The organism is Microbulbifer guangxiensis, assembly GCF_021729075.1.
GTDB classification, from domain to species: domain Bacteria; phylum Pseudomonadota; class Gammaproteobacteria; order Pseudomonadales; family Cellvibrionaceae; genus Microbulbifer; species Microbulbifer guangxiensis.
Window position 1 is genome coordinate 535,620 of sequence record NZ_JAJSAQ010000003.1, and the last position, 14,430, is coordinate 550,049.

Genomic DNA, 14,430 nt, shown 5'->3' on the forward strand with positions numbered 1-14,430 from the left:
TTCAGACGGGACGGGCGTGGAAGATGACGGAGGCGGGCTTGCCCGTCGCCGGGTCGACGGGCTCGTCCAGCCGGCAAAGAGCCAGTCCTGAACTCCCCAGAAGCGCAATCCAGTCCCCTAGCGTGCGGAAATACCACGGTGGGGGATCCCGGAACTCGTTGTTAAATCCCTCCCAGGACCCCTGCCGCCAGCCGCTCTGGTAGTCGCCGTCGCCTGCCCAGCAGGGATGCAACGTCTGGATCAGCAGGTGCCCGCCCGGCTGCAGCAGGGTGGGGGCCGCGGCCAGCAGCTGCTGGACCGATTGCTCGCCGATCAGCGAGAAGTTGCACACCAGCAGGTCAAAACGCTGGGGGAAGCGTGCGCATTCCATCTCCTCGTAGCGCATTTCCATAAACTGGCAATCCATTCCCTCCGACCGGCGCTGCGCCGCCTGAATCAGTGCCGGCACCGCGTCCACACCCCACGTCACAACGCCTTCCGATGCCAGCGCACGACAGAGCCAGGCTTCACCGCAACCGATATCCAGCGCCGCCCGGGGCCGGTAGCCGAGGGCGGCGGCTACAATTGCAGCATCGGTGACCCGGACTCGGCTGCCGATCTCGGCGCGATTGATAGCCCGCTGCCAGGGTTCTGCATTGCGCCGCCAGCTGCGCAGTACTTTTTCGTCGCTGAATTCGGAATCGGTCATGTTTGACGCTTCTCTGCGGTGGGAAATTCCCGGGACTGGGTGTAGTGTCCCAGTGTATCGAGGGAGAAGATAAAAGAGATAACGCGATGCCCCGAGAGATGATCTTCGACTATGTGATTGTCGGCGGCGGTTCCGCTGGCTGCGTGCTGGCCAACCGGTTGAGCGCCGATGAAAAACACCGGGTCTGCCTGCTGGAGGCCGGGCGTACCGACCGCAGCCTGCTGATCCAGATGCCGGCCGGGATCAGCTACCTGGTGCCGGGCAAGAGCTACAACCTGCATCATTACACCGAGCCGCAGCCGGAGCTCAATGACCGCCGCCTGTTCTGGCCCCGCGGCCGCACACTTGGCGGCAGCAGTGCCATCAATGCCATGATCTACATCCGTGGCAATGGCGCCGACTACGATGCCTGGGAGGCCGCCGGCAACCCCGGTTGGGGGTGGAGGGATTTGCTGCCATATTTCCTGCTCTCGGAAGGCAATGAGCGTGGCAGCGACGCCCATCACAGCGGCTATGGCCCACTGGCGGTGTCTGATCTCAAGTGGTGCTCCGAGGCTGGCAATGCCTTTGTACGTGCGGCGCAGGCCGCAGGCCATCGCCTGAACAACGATTTCAACGGCAGCCAGCAGAGTGGGGTCGGGTTTTACCAGGTCACCCAGAAGCATGGCCGGCGTTGCTCCTCGGCGCGGGCTTACCTGCATCCGGTGAAGAACCGGCCCAACCTCAGTATTTTTACCAAGAGCCAGGTCGCTCGACTGTTGTTTCGTGGCGACCGGGTTATCGGCGTGGAAATGTTGAATGGCCACAGGGTACTGGCCAACCGGGAAGTGATTCTCAGCGCGGGGGCCATCCAGTCACCGCAACTGTTGATGCTCTCCGGGATTGGCAATGAGACGGAACTGAAAAAGCTGGGCATCGTGCCCCAGGCCCATCTGCCCGGTGTCGGCCGCAACCTGCAGGATCATCTGGATGTTACCCAGGTGGTGGAGGCATCGGCGCCTGTGACTTTTTCCACGTCCTTCGGGGCGATGCTGAAAAATGCGGCGCACCTGCCGGAATTTCTGTTCGCCAACCGCGGACCGCTCACCAACAATGTGGCGGAGGCAGGCGGCTTTGCCAGCTCCAGCCTTGCCGGCGCGCACCCGGATATCCAGTTCCACTTTACGTCCGCACCGCTGTTCGAACACGGCCTGAAAAAAGAGCGTGGCTACGGTTATTCACTGCACGCCTGTGCCCTGCGCCCGAAAAGCCGTGGTGAAATCACCCTAGTGAGCAATAATCCCCGGGACCTGCCGCGAATCCAGCCCAATTATCTGGCTGAGCCGGATGACCTGCAGGTGCTGGCGGAAGGGTTCGAGATGGCACGGGAGATCCTCGAACAGGAAGATCTCAAGCGTTACCAGAAACGCCTCTGGAGTCCGGGTAAATCATTGAGCAAGCGCAAGGCCATCGAGTCTTTTGTCCGCCAGCATGCAGAGACCATCTATCATCCCGTGGGGACCTGCAAAATGGGTCGTGATGACGATGCGGTCGTCGATGCAGAGCTGCGGGTCCGCGGTGTCGATGGACTGCGGGTGGTGGACGCCTCCATAATGCCCACCCTCATTAGCGGCAACACCAATGCGCCGGTGATTGCCATCGCCGAAAAGGCTGCAGAGCTAATCCTGAACAGGGAGCGCGCTGCCGCCGTCGACCTGGAAACACTGGAACTGCAATGATCTGGCAATGCCCCCTCTGCCATCTGCCCCTGGAGTGCCGGGAACACGACTGGCATTGTGGCAGTGGGCACCTGTTTGACCTCGCGCGTGAGGGCTACGTCAACCTGTTGCCGGTACAGCACAAGCACTCGAAGGAGCCGGGGGATTCCGCCGATATGTTGCGCGCCCGCCGGAGCTTCCTCGAGGCGGGGCACTACCGCCCGCTGGCAGAGGCCATCACCGCCCTGCTGCCCTACGAGTCCGGGCGCCAGTTGCTGGATGTCGGCTGTGGTGAAGGTTACTACACGCGCCAACTGCGCGCGGCCGGCTGGCCGGCAGATGCGCTTGCGGGGGTGGATATTGCCAAGGCGGGTGTGCGCATGGCGGCGAAGGCCCAGCGGGACAGCCAGTATGTGGTGGCCGGGAATTTCGACCTGCCGATCGTCAAAGACAGTGTCGACCATATCCTGCGGGTATTTGCCCCCGGTGATGCGGCGGAACTGAACCGAGTGGTCAATCCCGGTGGCTCGATCGTCGATGTGGCACCGGGGCCGGAGCACCTCTGGTCCCTCAAGCAGGCACTTTACCGGGAACCGCGGGAACACGCGCCACCCAAGCCGTTGGAGGGGTTCGTTCCGGAAGTGGAGCTGCGCTGCTGTTTCCTGTTCACCCTGCGAGGAGCAGAGGCGATCCGTGATTTTCTGGCCATGACACCCTTCGCCTGGAAGGGCGATGCGGAGGCGCGGGCGGGGCTGGAGCAGCGAGAGACCCTCAGGCTGGAGGCGGACTTTGTCGTGCGGCGCATGGTGAGTCGCAAATAAATCCTGCCAAAAACAACATATCACAGACCGAGCTGGAATTACCCTGCCAATGGCAACGCCGAGAGATTACGGATTTATGCAGCGGGCCCTGGAGCTGGCAGAGATCGCCGCTGAGCGGGGCGAGGTCCCGGTGGGCGCGGTGGTGGTGCAAAACGGGGAGATCATCGGTGAGGGCAGCAACCGGCCCATTGGCAACTGTGACCCCAGTGCCCATGCGGAGATCGTCGCCCTGCGCCGTGCGGCCGAGCGTGCCGGCAATTATCGCCTGCCGGAGGCCACCCTGTACGTGACCATAGAACCCTGTACCATGTGCTTCGGGGCCATGGTGCACGCGCGGATCGCACGGCTGGTTTACGGCGCCACTGAGCCCCGTGCCGGGGTGGTTGAAAGCCAGCTGCAGTTGGGGCAGGCAGGATTCTTCAATCACCGCATTGCCGTCGAGGGCGGTGTCATGGCTGAGGAGGGTGGAGATCTTGTCAGGGACTTTTTCCAACGAAAGCGTTGAGATGGCGCTGGCATTCCTGATCAATACCCTGCTGGTGGCCACAGTGGTGGTGATTCACCATGAAGCCCTGAATGGCCTGTTCCGAATCGGCCAGAAACTGACAGTACACCGTAACCTGGCACTGCTGATCGGTGTGTTCGGTGCGCTCATTGCCCATATTATCGAGATCTGGCTTTTCGCCATCGGCTATTTCTACATGGTGCATTCAGAGTCTTTCGAGACTTTGCAGGGAAATTTTGACGGCACACTGATTGATTGTGCCTACTTCTCCTTCACCACCTATACCTCGCTCGGGTTCGGGGATATCGAGCCGCTGGGACACCTGCGATTCACTGCAGGGCTGGAAGCGCTGACCGGTCTCGTGATGATTACCTGGACCGCTTCATTCATGTTCCTGAAGATGCAGAGATACTGGATCCACCGGCAAGACGGAACCGGTCACTGAAACGGATTCTGCTCGTGTTTTCCTTGCGCGGCTCAGTAATTCAATAAAAAGTGCTCCGCTCCGTGACACCGGAGCTGGGCCGATAAGGTTTAAAGCAGTAATGAACCCCGGTTTTATCAAGATGGCCCTGATTCTCGGGCTGCTCAGTTGTGTTGGCCCTTTCGCCATCGATATGTACCTGCCGGCACTGCCGCAGATCGCCGAGAGCCTGGATGCGCCGGTAGAGTTGACCCAGTACACCCTGATGTCATTTTTTATTGCCTTCGGCGTGAGCCAGTTGCTGTACGGTCCGGCAGCGGACATGTTCGGGCGCAAGCCGCCGCTCTATTTCGGCCTCGGCCTGTTTGCAGTGGCCTCGATTGGCTGTGCGCTGGTTACGTCCATCGAGTGGCTGATCGCGCTGCGCTTCCTGCAGGGCATCGGCGCTGCTGCGGGCATGTCCATCCCCCGTGCTGTGATCCGGGACTGCTACACCGGCACCCGCGCCACACGCCTGATGACCACGGTCATGCTGGTGATCTCCATCTCACCGATGCTGGCCCCCTTGGTGGGGAGCCTGGTGATTACTCCCTTCGGCTGGCCAGCGGTGTTTGTTGCGGTGGGATTGGCAGCGCTGCTGGGACTGGCGCTCGCGTTTTGGAGCCTGCCGGAAACCCTGCCGGAAAAGCAGCGGGTCCCTTTCCGGTTTTCTGCCATGATGCGGGCTTTCCATACCCTGTTCCGCGATCGCGGCTATATGGGCCTGACCGCCATCGGTGGCTTGGGTATGGCGAGCTTCTTTATCTTCCTGTCCACCTCTTCTTTTATCTACACCGGGTATTATGGGCTGACATCCACCCAGTTCAGCCTGGCATTCTCCCTCAACGCGGTCGGTTTCTTTATCGCCAGCCAGTTTGCCGCCACCCTTGGCGAACGATACGGACAGGTAGTGGTGGTGAAGTGGGCGATAACCAGTTTTGCTGCGAGCGCCACCGCGATGTTCGCATTGTTCTCCCTCGGTGCGGACAGCTTCCCCCTGCTCATTACCATGCTGATGATCAGCAATGCGTTCCTTGGCCTGGTGGTTCCCACCACCATGGTGCTGTCGCTGGAGGCACACGGCCCCATCGCCGGTACCGCGGCGGCCCTCGGTGGTGCGCTGCAGATGTTACTCGGGGCGGTGGGCATCGTGGTGGTCAGTCTGTTCTTCGATGGCGAACCACTTCCGCTGGTGGCCGGTATCATGACCTGTGCGCTGCTGGCACAGTGTCTGTCCATGATCACGTTGCGCTTTGAGCCCCAGTTGGCCAGGGGAAGCTGAGCCTTGGGGCAGGGCTCGCACGGAATTGCCAGAACGTCTGGAGAAGGCTGGGTCAGGGAGCGTTTCCCCCTGAGACTATGCCTGCCCCAGCACCTGGCGATAAGGCGATGAGCCAATAATCGGGAAGGTACCCATGTCAAAATTGCGACGCGTCTGGCGCACGGCCAAAGCCGGAGCCATCAGTAATTTGCACCTGGTGGAGGAGCCGCTGGGTGTTTTGGATCGCGAGAAGATCCGTATCCGGGTTGAATCCGTCGGTCTCAATTTTGCCGATATCTTTGCGCTGACCGGGCTCTATTCCGCTACGCCCAGGGGCAGCTTTGTGCCCGGCCTGGAATTTGCCGGCATCGTGGCAGAGGTTGGCGCAGCGGCGGATACCGGCTTGAGCGCAGGGGACCGGGTATACGGCTGCACCCGCTTCGGTGGCTACACGGACTGCCTGGATGTATTACCTCGGCACTGCCGGAGAATACCGGCAGACTGGCGCTTTGCCGAGGCGGCTGCATTCCCGGTGCAGAGCCTCACCGCTTATTACGCTTTGAATGATCTTGGAGCTGTAAAACCGGGCCAGAATATTCTCGTTCACAGCGCCGCAGGTGGCGTCGGCCTGCAGGCCATGCGCATGTTGCGCCAGATGGGGGCTACCCCGATCGGTACTGCGGGCTCGGAGGGCAAGCGCCGGTTCCTGCAGCAGCAGGGCTTCGATGAAGTGATCGTGCGCGGAGCCGACTTTGCCAGTCAGCTCAAATCACAACTTGCCGGCCGGCGGCTGCATGCCGTATTGGACGGCATCGGTGGCAAGATCCAGAAGCAGTCCTTCGAAGCCCTGGCACCCATGGGCAGATTGGTGGTCTTCGGCGCTGCCGAATTTACCCCGGGGAATAGACCCAACTGGCTCAAGGCCGCCTGGCTCTACCTGAATCGGCCCCGTTATGACGTCATGGATATGATCAGCAGCAACCGCTCGGTACTGGCCTTCAACCTGCTCTGGCTGTGGCAGGAACAGTCGCTTTTTGAAGCACTACTGGATGGTTGTGCCGGAATGGGTTTGCCGGCGCCGCATGTGGGACATGAGTTTGATTTTGAGCAGGCGCATGAGGCGATTGCATGCTTGCGGAGTGGGGGTTCGGTGGGGAAGGTAGTTTTGAACACAGGCCGGCTCAACGATCCGCCAGTGGATAGCAACTAAGTCAGTCGGTTCGGATGCTGCTGAGGTTTCTCGTGCACAGTCTCTAGCGTATTGCTTCGGTGGCAGAGGCGGCCGCACTGGGTTGTAGGTAGAAATAGACTCGCCCGGGGAGAACTTTTCTGCACTGCAAATGCACGGGTGCAATGTTGAGACTATTTCAGGATGCGGTAAGGCCGCACGGCCACTAACCCCTGCTAGAAGTCCTATGCATCTGAAATGACTGGCCTCATCCCGTATTGCCACGCTTCCGCTGCCCTGAGGCTAAACAATGATGCAATACATTTTCCTGTGATGGATGGTTTCTTAGCGGTACGGAAATGCTCACTGCTATCTGCAAGGCTTTCGTTGTATTCTGAGCTCACATCTGTTGGTTGAGAATATGCCGCATGATGCTCGGCGATAGGTGTGCCGTGATAAGAGCGCTAGTGAATGAGATAGTCGCTCAGGGCAGGGGAGGTAGCCTTGCAAGTACATCGCCTGGGTATACCAATGACGCTCATGAATATAGTTTTGGAAGCTTCACCAAGAGAGCTCAGCCTTTTTGTAGTTCAATAGCAGTATTTCGACTTAACAAGCGATATCTTCCCCTCTGATGATGCAATGCGCGCCATACTTGGACTGACTTAGAACTGTAGCGATAAGTTTATAGGCGAGGCATACTTTAGTGATTTTTCCATCTGTACATATCGATAGCAGCACCCGGGGCATCACTGGCGTGTCTTTCATTTTTTCCTTGGGTGTTCATTTTGAGGTTGTTGTTTGTTAGGGGTTGGGCTGTGGGTCTGTAAAGTTAATATATTCGTATGTTTCTGAATCTGGTGGCTTTTAATATAAATGAAAGAAAATATATCGCTTGCTGAGTCAGCACAGATACTACGAGCAGCAGCAGTGGCTGCAGCAAGTGGCCTGGTAGAGCGGAGATCGCTTGTAGATTTGATACTGCTATCTGCTGTAGCGGGAGAACATTTGTTAGTGATCGGGCCGCCCGGTACTGCAAAAAGTGCGGCTGTCCGTAGAGTTGCCAAGGTTTTGAATGGCTCCTATTTCGATTATTTGTTGGGCCGGTTTACAGAGCCCAGCGAACTATTTGGTCCTGTCGATATACAAAAATTAAAGGTTGGTGTGGTGGAAACGGCCACAGAAGGCATGTTGCCAGAAGCAGAAATCGTGTTTCTTGATGAGGTATTCCTTGGCTCTACGGCCATATTGAACACTCTGCTCGGCATTCTAAATGAGCGCCGGTTTAGGCGTGGTCAAACATCAAAAGAGTGCCCCTTAAGAATATGTGTAGGCGCGGCAAATAGTCTGCCGGAGGATGAATCCCTTTCCGCATTCGCTGATAGATTTTTGGTGCGCCATTTTGTTGACGAGGTTCCAGATTCGCAGCTTGAATCACTGCTAGCGCAGGGGTGGGAAAGTGATCGAGTTCTTCCAGAAGTAAAAATTGATATGGAGCTTTTGGATAGGCTCACTGCTATAGCGAGGTCTGCGGACGTAACAGGCGTTCATTCTCTCTTGGCGGACTGCATCCGTTTGTTGCGCAAGGAGAATATCAAGCTATCCGATCGCAGAATTGTCAAAAGCCAGCGTCTGATCAGTGCGGCTGCGGTGATCGATGGCAGAACCAAGCCTGAAGAATCTGATATCTGGCCGATTTTACATGTTATTCCTCGAAAGGAAGATCAGGCTGCTGCCCGAGATATATTAAAAGATAAACTAGCGGAAAGTCACAGTTCGACACTCCTGGATGCTGCAGAAAACGCCTCTATGGGGAAGCTTGCTCGGGCACAACGCCTGTTGGAGAAGGCCGAGATGCATCTGGCGTTGCCACGTGAAGAGCAGAATCGTCTAGCCATGGAAGCGCTGGGGCGGGAAATTGACACCTGCTTTAGTGCAACGAGCATTCCTGAAAAACTTAAGCTTGCCAGGGAAGAGCTAATAAAGGAATTGGAAACCGCTGAGTGAGCCAGCCGATGAAAGAGTTTACTTGGCAGGAGCGCCCCTGTCCGCTACCACCTTCAGGTATTCTGATTGAATCAGATCAGCGTGCTAGCGCAATGATGAGGCTATTGGCGCTGGATGACAAGCTTCTGCGACATTTAAGGGGGGGGTACTGTGAGTCGGTATTGGTTGTTTTAGGGGAAGAGCGGGACCTCCCTTGGATTCCCGGGGGAATATATTTGGGGAAAGAGATGCCCGCCACTCATCTTTTTATGCCTACGTTTCTAGCTCCTGATGTACCAGTAGATCTATTGGGTCGTGCAATCACTAATAAGTTTGGAAACGGCCAGTTTGTCATTCAGCCATGGACACAGCAGCTTTATGATCTGTCAAATGTGATCACCCTGTCCAGGGCCAGTCTTGAGCAGATTTTGTAATGCAGCTACCAAAACCAATCTCCTCTTGGGTAGAAATAATTTCATGCTTCCCTGAAGATGTGTCCGGGCTAATCATTTCCCTTGTTGATCGCCTATCGCATTTGGTCAACAGCGTGCCGGTTGATGAGGCTGAAGGAATTATTGAGCCTGATGGTCTAGATGGGGTGGGAAGACTTGTACAATATGAACGGTTGATTCTAAGCGAATGGGTGCTGCAAGAGGAGATTCCTGAGGAGTTTATTCGTCGTGCTGTTTCTGCTGAGCATTTATTTAATGAATTGAAGAGGCATGAAAATAAAGAGAATCGACACTGCTATGCATTATTTGATTGTGGTCCAGACCAGTTAGGTAAGCCAAGGTTAGTGCAGCTTGCAATTATTATACTGTTGGCGCGTCGTGCAGAAAAAAACAATGCTCACTTTTTCTGGGGGGTGTTACAGGATGATAAGCGAAAACTCTTTGAGGGGGTGACGCGCGAAGGGATCCTGTATTGGCTTGGCCAGCGATCTATAGATTTCCCCTGTCATTCATCTATAGCCGGTTGGTTTGACATCTTTTTAAAGCAGGGCGGAGAGTTGATTTCCCCTTCCGCCGGGGTGAATGATGATAGACATGGGAGACTAAAAGATTTTTGGCTTGTCAGTCAGTCGGATTTCAAAATTCCTACAGATAATGCGCGTAAAGTATTTATTGAGGAGTCGAAATCAGAGCGAAATAAAATTACAGTTGAGGTTAAGTCCAGTAATTCATCTCGTAAAATATCATTAAATCTTCCCCAAGAAGACGTAAATGTAAAAATTATTCGGAATCCGTTTGCCGTGGTTAAGAAGGCTGTGATTTCCTATGAGAAGGTGTCTGACGGAGTTTGGGTTGTTAGTCCAAATGGTCGCTTATTCGGATACATAAGTAATCATGAAATTCATGTGAATAATATAGATATAAATGATCAACAACAAAAAGAGCCCTGTTATACATTCAGTTTGCCAGAGGGACAGTCATGTTTGAGTATGCATATCACGAAGAGACGAGCTGCTTTTTTATGTGCCGATTATAACTATTTTTATATTTATAATTACCCTGTGCCGGGAAAGGTGAAAAAAATCGTTAAGCGGCAGTCGATTCAACTCCCGGACGGTGCTGGTCGTCTACTGAGCATGATAATTTCGAGAGGGGACGCTGAGTCTGAAACTCTCTATGTGTTGGACTGTAAAGGGCACTTGCGCGCGCTAGATATTTCCTCAGGTGAAACATTATTTAAAACAACAAGTCAGGATGTTGTCGCATTGGGTGCCATTGTTAATTGTGACTATTACGTCGAGTTTGACCGTGAAAGATCTAAGTTGACACTTTGCTGGTATTTATCCTCGCGCAAGATGTCTTCCCGCTCTTTCTTTTTAGAGGGGAGGTATAAAATCCCGCGATTCCATATATCTGGTAGCGGTGACTGGCGTAAAGGATCGATAGGATGTATTGCATTTGAGGTGGATGAAAATACATGGACCCTCATCACCAATAATGAAAAAAAAGAAATAATTGTACAGGAAGATGACGTCGTCATTGGCGCGTGGGCAGGGGAATACGGTTCCGAAAATGAAGGTGATGTCCTTGCTTGTACTTCTAAAGGTGGTGGAATTTTAATAGTGCTTAAGTCAGATCGGATGACATTGTGTGCTGTTTATGATGATGAGTTATTTCTTTGCAGATTGAGTTCGGATTTTGTTGTGGGTGAGCTAAACCCCAGGCATCCGTTCTTACACTATATCAATCAGGATAAAGAGATGGTCATTGTGGATGTTTTCAAAGGTATTGAATTGCTTAGGTTGCCGGGACCTTGGGTAATCTGATGCGTAGCTATTGGTACCCGAAAGGGCGGGTGCAAGCGAAAGGGTTTTTCTATAGCTATGATCAGCCTTTGGAGCCCTTTAAAGAGTTGGTTTTTGGTCTTTGGTCCTGCGAATGCAAACTCTATCGAGTTAAGCGTGGTATCGTTATTTTGCTGGTCGAAGAAATGCCCTGCTTTGTCGATTCTCTAGCATATGCGCCATTAATCGAGCAGAATCGTGTGATAAGCAATGTGTTATGGTGTGGGCTGGAGCATTCCTCGGAAATATTAGATGAGAATTCCCTCTGGCTGCTTCATCGCGGTGAAATCACAATAGAGGCCCTAGAGCCCAATATGCGTTTCGATCCCGCAATCTGGCTGGATGTTGACACATACCGTTGTGTCAAACTAAAGGCTTTGGGAGAGCTAATCCAACCGAAAGTAGTGAAATCGGAAGCTGGTGTCTCTGTGAGAGATCTCATGAAAGACCAGGGGTTGGAGGTGAGCCCGAGGTTGAAGTCGGTGCTAAAGGCCCTGGATGAAATAAAAGAGAGTGGCAGCGTTAACCATAAGAAGAGTAGCCGCTCGGGTTTTAGGTTTTTGGCAATTGCCAAGGAGGTTGTAGGAGTCCCCAAGAAACTGTTTGGAGCTGTAGCATCGGCCTTTAGAGGAAGCGGTACATCCAAGTCGAGTAAATCCGTTGGTCAAAATGATAGCGATATAGTCGGTTTTTTTAAAAGAGTCCGTATTGCTTTATCGCAATTGATATTTGCTTCGAAAATTGGTAAAGCCATTGGGAGGGCTCAGGCGAGATACATAGAAAAATTAATGGGGCAGTTGGGGAGCGGGAATTTGGACGAGGCCCTCCGTAATGCTATTCCCCTTAGTAATTTGCAGGATGCCTTAAGGTCGCAGGGGCCAAAGATGGGTTCGCCTAAACCAAGAAATTCCTTGCAGATTAATACCCATGCGCGAGCTTCGTCGCAATCAATTTCGGTTGCAGATACGCTCTTGGGCCGGTTGCGTGCTCTGTATGAAGCTGCCTTTGAGAAGCTTGACAAAGCTGGTGACTATAAAAAAGCCGCCTTCATTCTCGCTGAATTACTGAGAGATATTGATAGAGCGGTAATGTATTTAGAAAAGCATGGTCAATATAAGTTAGCGGCAGAACTAGCGGAAGGGCAGCAACTTCAGCCGGCAAGGGTTATACGGCAGTGGATACTTGCAAAGGATGTTGAGCGTGCCATGCATATTGCGATTCTTTCTGGATGTTATGAGGAGGCAATTACAGCGCTTGGGCACAGCCACCCAAAAGAAGCGAATATTTTACGATGGAATATTGCGAACCTTCACTACAAGGCTGGAAATTTACAGGCTGCAATTGATATTGCTTGGCCTCTTGAGGCTAGGCGCGAGGAGATTATCTGCTGGCTCAAAGAAAGTTATCAGTTGGGGGGAGATATTGGCGCTAAACACCTTGTTAGGTTAGCTGCTCACGATGCCAATAACCATGCAGATTATCTTTCAGAAATTCATCAAGCGCTGAGTGATGCAACGCCCTCTGCTTCACTTGCTGTCTATAAAGAGGTCGTTAAATTAAGTGCTGACTTTAAAAATACACAGATTGCGACTCTGGTGTTACGTGCTTATTTGCGGGATGTGGCGGGTCAGAAAATTTCTCATGAACCAAAAATTTGGGATAAGTTGTGTAAGATCGCTGGTGACCTCACATTGAGAGCCGATGCCCGAAGCCTGAATTTCGATGGTAGATTAAATAAAATTTGTTTGAAGGATCAGTCGGCAGTAATAGAGTCAGTGTTTGATAGGGCATATGGTCGCAGGGCGCAGGATTGTGCAGTTTTGCAAAGCGGGGAAATGTTGATTGCCTTTGGAGAGTCCGGAGTGGAGCTGTGGAGCTCTAAAGGTCGCAAGGTTAAAAGCTTTGCAGTGCCTTGTCATAGCATTGTGATAAACGATACTGGAACTAGGGCGCTACTGATAGCCAGGAGGAGTGGGTATCAGGTCATTTCAAAGTTTTCATTGAAAAACTGTATGGTAACGTATTGGTTAGAATTGCGCCTGAGCTGTTGGGCCAGTAGTTACGATGGGACTGGCTGGTTAGTGGGATATGACGATACCGTTATGATGATTGATACAAATTCAGATGAGAAGACTGCTCGCTGGGTTGTCAATGATCTAGGCGGTTCTTTGTCTGGTTTAGAACGGACGCCGAGCTATTTTGCTTTCTGTATTGGGTCTGAGGAGCATTTTGAGATATGGAGCTATAAACTTCCTAATCTCTATTTGAAAGAGCGCTCTCCGTATAAAAGGGAGTCTCTGGGTGCAATAAAGCCGGTAACTTACAGTGCGAGTGGAGTCCTGGCTGGTTTTAACCCGGAATCCCCTGACCAATTCTATCTTTACCAGGGAAAGCCTTCTGGTAGCTGGGCGACTCTGGGATTTGATGGCGAAATTGTGAATCTTCGTCTGGATGAACAATGGTTACTTGTGGTGGCAGAGTCGGGAGATAGTGTTTTCGTGCATATATACCCGGTTATTGGGGGTAAGCTAAACAGGCCCGTGAGAAGCCTCAAATTTTTCGGCTCTACCGATATCAAGATGCGTATCCATAGAGAAAAAGTAGTGGTTTATCATGGCGATGGTAGGGTCGTCGTACTGGGCTTGGAGACTGGCGCAGTTGAATCTGATTTCATCATATAGTGAGCATCGCACAGCGATCGGATAGATTATTGATCTTATCTTCAATCTGCTAGAGCAAGAATTATTTGCTTGTCTTAAATCTTTCTTCGCTGCCTTTGGCATCCAGTCATCTAACTTCGTTTGACCCCGTTCTCCCTAATTCAATTACTAGCTAACTGTCTTGTGGAAACGGCGTATCGGGCTTGCCTCCCATCGCGAGAGGGTAAATTCTTTAACCCAGTATAAATTGCTCCTCGGTTGTCATTTGTCTGGCTGCATTATCATTTCAGTGACCTGGAAGGGTGTTGTTTTCTAATTGTTCAGGGAATGCTTTTGTCTTCAGCGAAATCGATAGGTTATAAATGTTTTTGCAAGCTGGGCGCGCCAGGAAAGGCGACGGCCTTGGGGCACTGTTTGCTGCGTAAGCGGCCGTTGCTTGTTGTTGATTGCGCCTCTTCATGAGAAGAGTCGCAATCGGTCGAACCGGGGTGCCGATCTTGCCGATACTCACAACTCAAAGAAGGCTCTGAACACTAAGGTGATACCCCTGAGTTCTTCTGCCGGCCGGACTAACCAAAAAAGCTTTGACTTTTTTGGCTCTGCGGGCTTCGCAACCTGTGGTTGCTCGTTGTTGATTGTGCCGGTGGCACAATCGGTCGAACCGGGGGTGCCGATCTTGCCGATACTCACAACTGAAAGAAGGCTCTGAGCAGTGAGCTGATGCCCCCGAGTTCTTCTACCGGCCGGACTAACCAAAAAAGCTTTGGCTTTTTTGGCCCTGCGGGCTTCGCAACCTGCGGTTGCTCGTTGTTGATTGTGCCGGTGGCACAATCGGTCGAACCTGGGGTGCCGGTTCTCGCCGACACTCCGGCCCAAAATTAAAAA

Annotated in this window: 11 protein-coding genes; 10 read left to right on the forward strand and 1 reads right to left on the reverse strand. The window is 53.1% G+C overall.

Annotated features, from left to right (window positions below; all coding sequences use genetic code 11):
- Position 1 precedes the first annotated feature (1 nt).
- A complete protein-coding gene (locus LVD12_RS09300) occupies positions 2–688 on the reverse strand; it encodes a class I SAM-dependent methyltransferase (protein WP_237067422.1) in 687 nt (228 codons plus the stop codon).
- 86 nt (positions 689–774) lie between these two features.
- Here LVD12_RS09300 and LVD12_RS09305 point away from each other — a divergent pair, with 86 nt between their 5' ends.
- The 10 genes from LVD12_RS09305 (at position 775) to LVD12_RS09350 (ending at position 13,566) form a co-directional block, all read left to right on the forward strand.
- Positions 775–2,406, forward strand: coding sequence for a GMC family oxidoreductase (locus tag LVD12_RS09305; protein WP_237067423.1), 1,632 nt, complete (start codon positions 775–777; stop codon positions 2,404–2,406).
- Positions 2,403–3,206, forward strand: coding sequence for a putative RNA methyltransferase (locus tag LVD12_RS09310; protein WP_237067424.1), 804 nt, complete (start codon positions 2,403–2,405; stop codon positions 3,204–3,206). The genes LVD12_RS09305 and LVD12_RS09310 overlap by 4 nt, the downstream gene beginning before the upstream one ends.
- Positions 3,207–3,255: 49 nt before the next feature.
- Positions 3,256–3,711, forward strand: coding sequence for a tRNA adenosine(34) deaminase TadA (tadA, locus tag LVD12_RS09315; RefSeq protein WP_237067425.1), 456 nt, complete (start codon positions 3,256–3,258; stop codon positions 3,709–3,711).
- Complete coding sequence (locus LVD12_RS09320) at positions 3,680–4,156, forward strand: potassium channel family protein (protein WP_237067426.1); 477 nt, start codon at positions 3,680–3,682, stop codon at positions 4,154–4,156. The genes tadA and LVD12_RS09320 overlap by 32 nt, the downstream gene beginning before the upstream one ends.
- A 100-nt stretch (positions 4,157–4,256) precedes the next feature.
- The gene (locus LVD12_RS09325; protein ID WP_237067427.1) at positions 4,257–5,456 is read left to right on the forward strand and encodes a multidrug effflux MFS transporter; all 1,200 of its coding nucleotides are present in this window, start codon (positions 4,257–4,259) and stop codon (positions 5,454–5,456) included.
- A gap of 133 nt (positions 5,457–5,589) precedes the next feature.
- Positions 5,590–6,645, forward strand: coding sequence for a zinc-binding dehydrogenase (locus LVD12_RS09330; protein WP_237067428.1), 1,056 nt, complete (start codon positions 5,590–5,592; stop codon positions 6,643–6,645).
- A gap of 834 nt (positions 6,646–7,479) precedes the next feature.
- On the forward strand, positions 7,480–8,610 hold the full coding sequence (locus tag LVD12_RS09335) for an AAA family ATPase (protein WP_237067429.1): 1,131 nt from the start codon (positions 7,480–7,482) through the stop codon (positions 8,608–8,610).
- Positions 8,607–9,023, forward strand: coding sequence for a bpX5 domain-containing protein (locus LVD12_RS09340; RefSeq protein WP_237067430.1), 417 nt, complete (start codon positions 8,607–8,609; stop codon positions 9,021–9,023). Before LVD12_RS09335 ends, LVD12_RS09340 begins: the two co-directional genes overlap by 4 nt.
- A complete protein-coding gene (locus LVD12_RS09345) occupies positions 9,023–10,867 on the forward strand; it encodes a hypothetical protein (protein WP_237067431.1) in 1,845 nt (614 codons plus the stop codon). Before LVD12_RS09340 ends, LVD12_RS09345 begins: the two co-directional genes overlap by 1 nt.
- Positions 10,867–13,566 (forward strand): bpX6 domain-containing protein, encoded by a 2,700-nt coding sequence (locus LVD12_RS09350; RefSeq protein ID WP_237067432.1) that lies wholly within the window; start codon positions 10,867–10,869, stop codon positions 13,564–13,566. Before LVD12_RS09345 ends, LVD12_RS09350 begins: the two co-directional genes overlap by 1 nt.
- Positions 13,567–14,430: the final 864 nt, after the last annotated feature.

Bases quoted from the DNA above. Each gene is read 5' to 3' on its own strand.
- LVD12_RS09325 (WP_237067427.1), top strand. From the start codon at position 4,257: ATGAACCCCGGTTTTATCAAGATGGCCCTGATTCTCGGGCTGCTCAGT.
- LVD12_RS09330 (WP_237067428.1), top strand. From the start codon at position 5,590: ATGTCAAAATTGCGACGCGTCTGGCGCACGGCCAAAGCCGGAGCCATC.
- LVD12_RS09345 (WP_237067431.1), top strand. From the start codon at position 9,023: ATGCAGCTACCAAAACCAATCTCCTCTTGGGTAGAAATAATTTCATGC.
- LVD12_RS09350 (WP_237067432.1), top strand. From the start codon at position 10,867: ATGCGTAGCTATTGGTACCCGAAAGGGCGGGTGCAAGCGAAAGGGTTT.
- tadA (WP_237067425.1), top strand. From the start codon at position 3,256: ATGGCAACGCCGAGAGATTACGGATTTATGCAGCGGGCCCTGGAGCTG.
- LVD12_RS09335 (WP_237067429.1), top strand. From the start codon at position 7,480: ATGAAAGAAAATATATCGCTTGCTGAGTCAGCACAGATACTACGAGCA.
- LVD12_RS09300 (WP_237067422.1), bottom strand. From the start codon at position 688: ATGACCGATTCCGAATTCAGCGACGAAAAAGTACTGCGCAGCTGGCGG.
- LVD12_RS09305 (WP_237067423.1), top strand. From the start codon at position 775: ATGCCCCGAGAGATGATCTTCGACTATGTGATTGTCGGCGGCGGTTCC.
- LVD12_RS09310 (WP_237067424.1), top strand. From the start codon at position 2,403: ATGATCTGGCAATGCCCCCTCTGCCATCTGCCCCTGGAGTGCCGGGAA.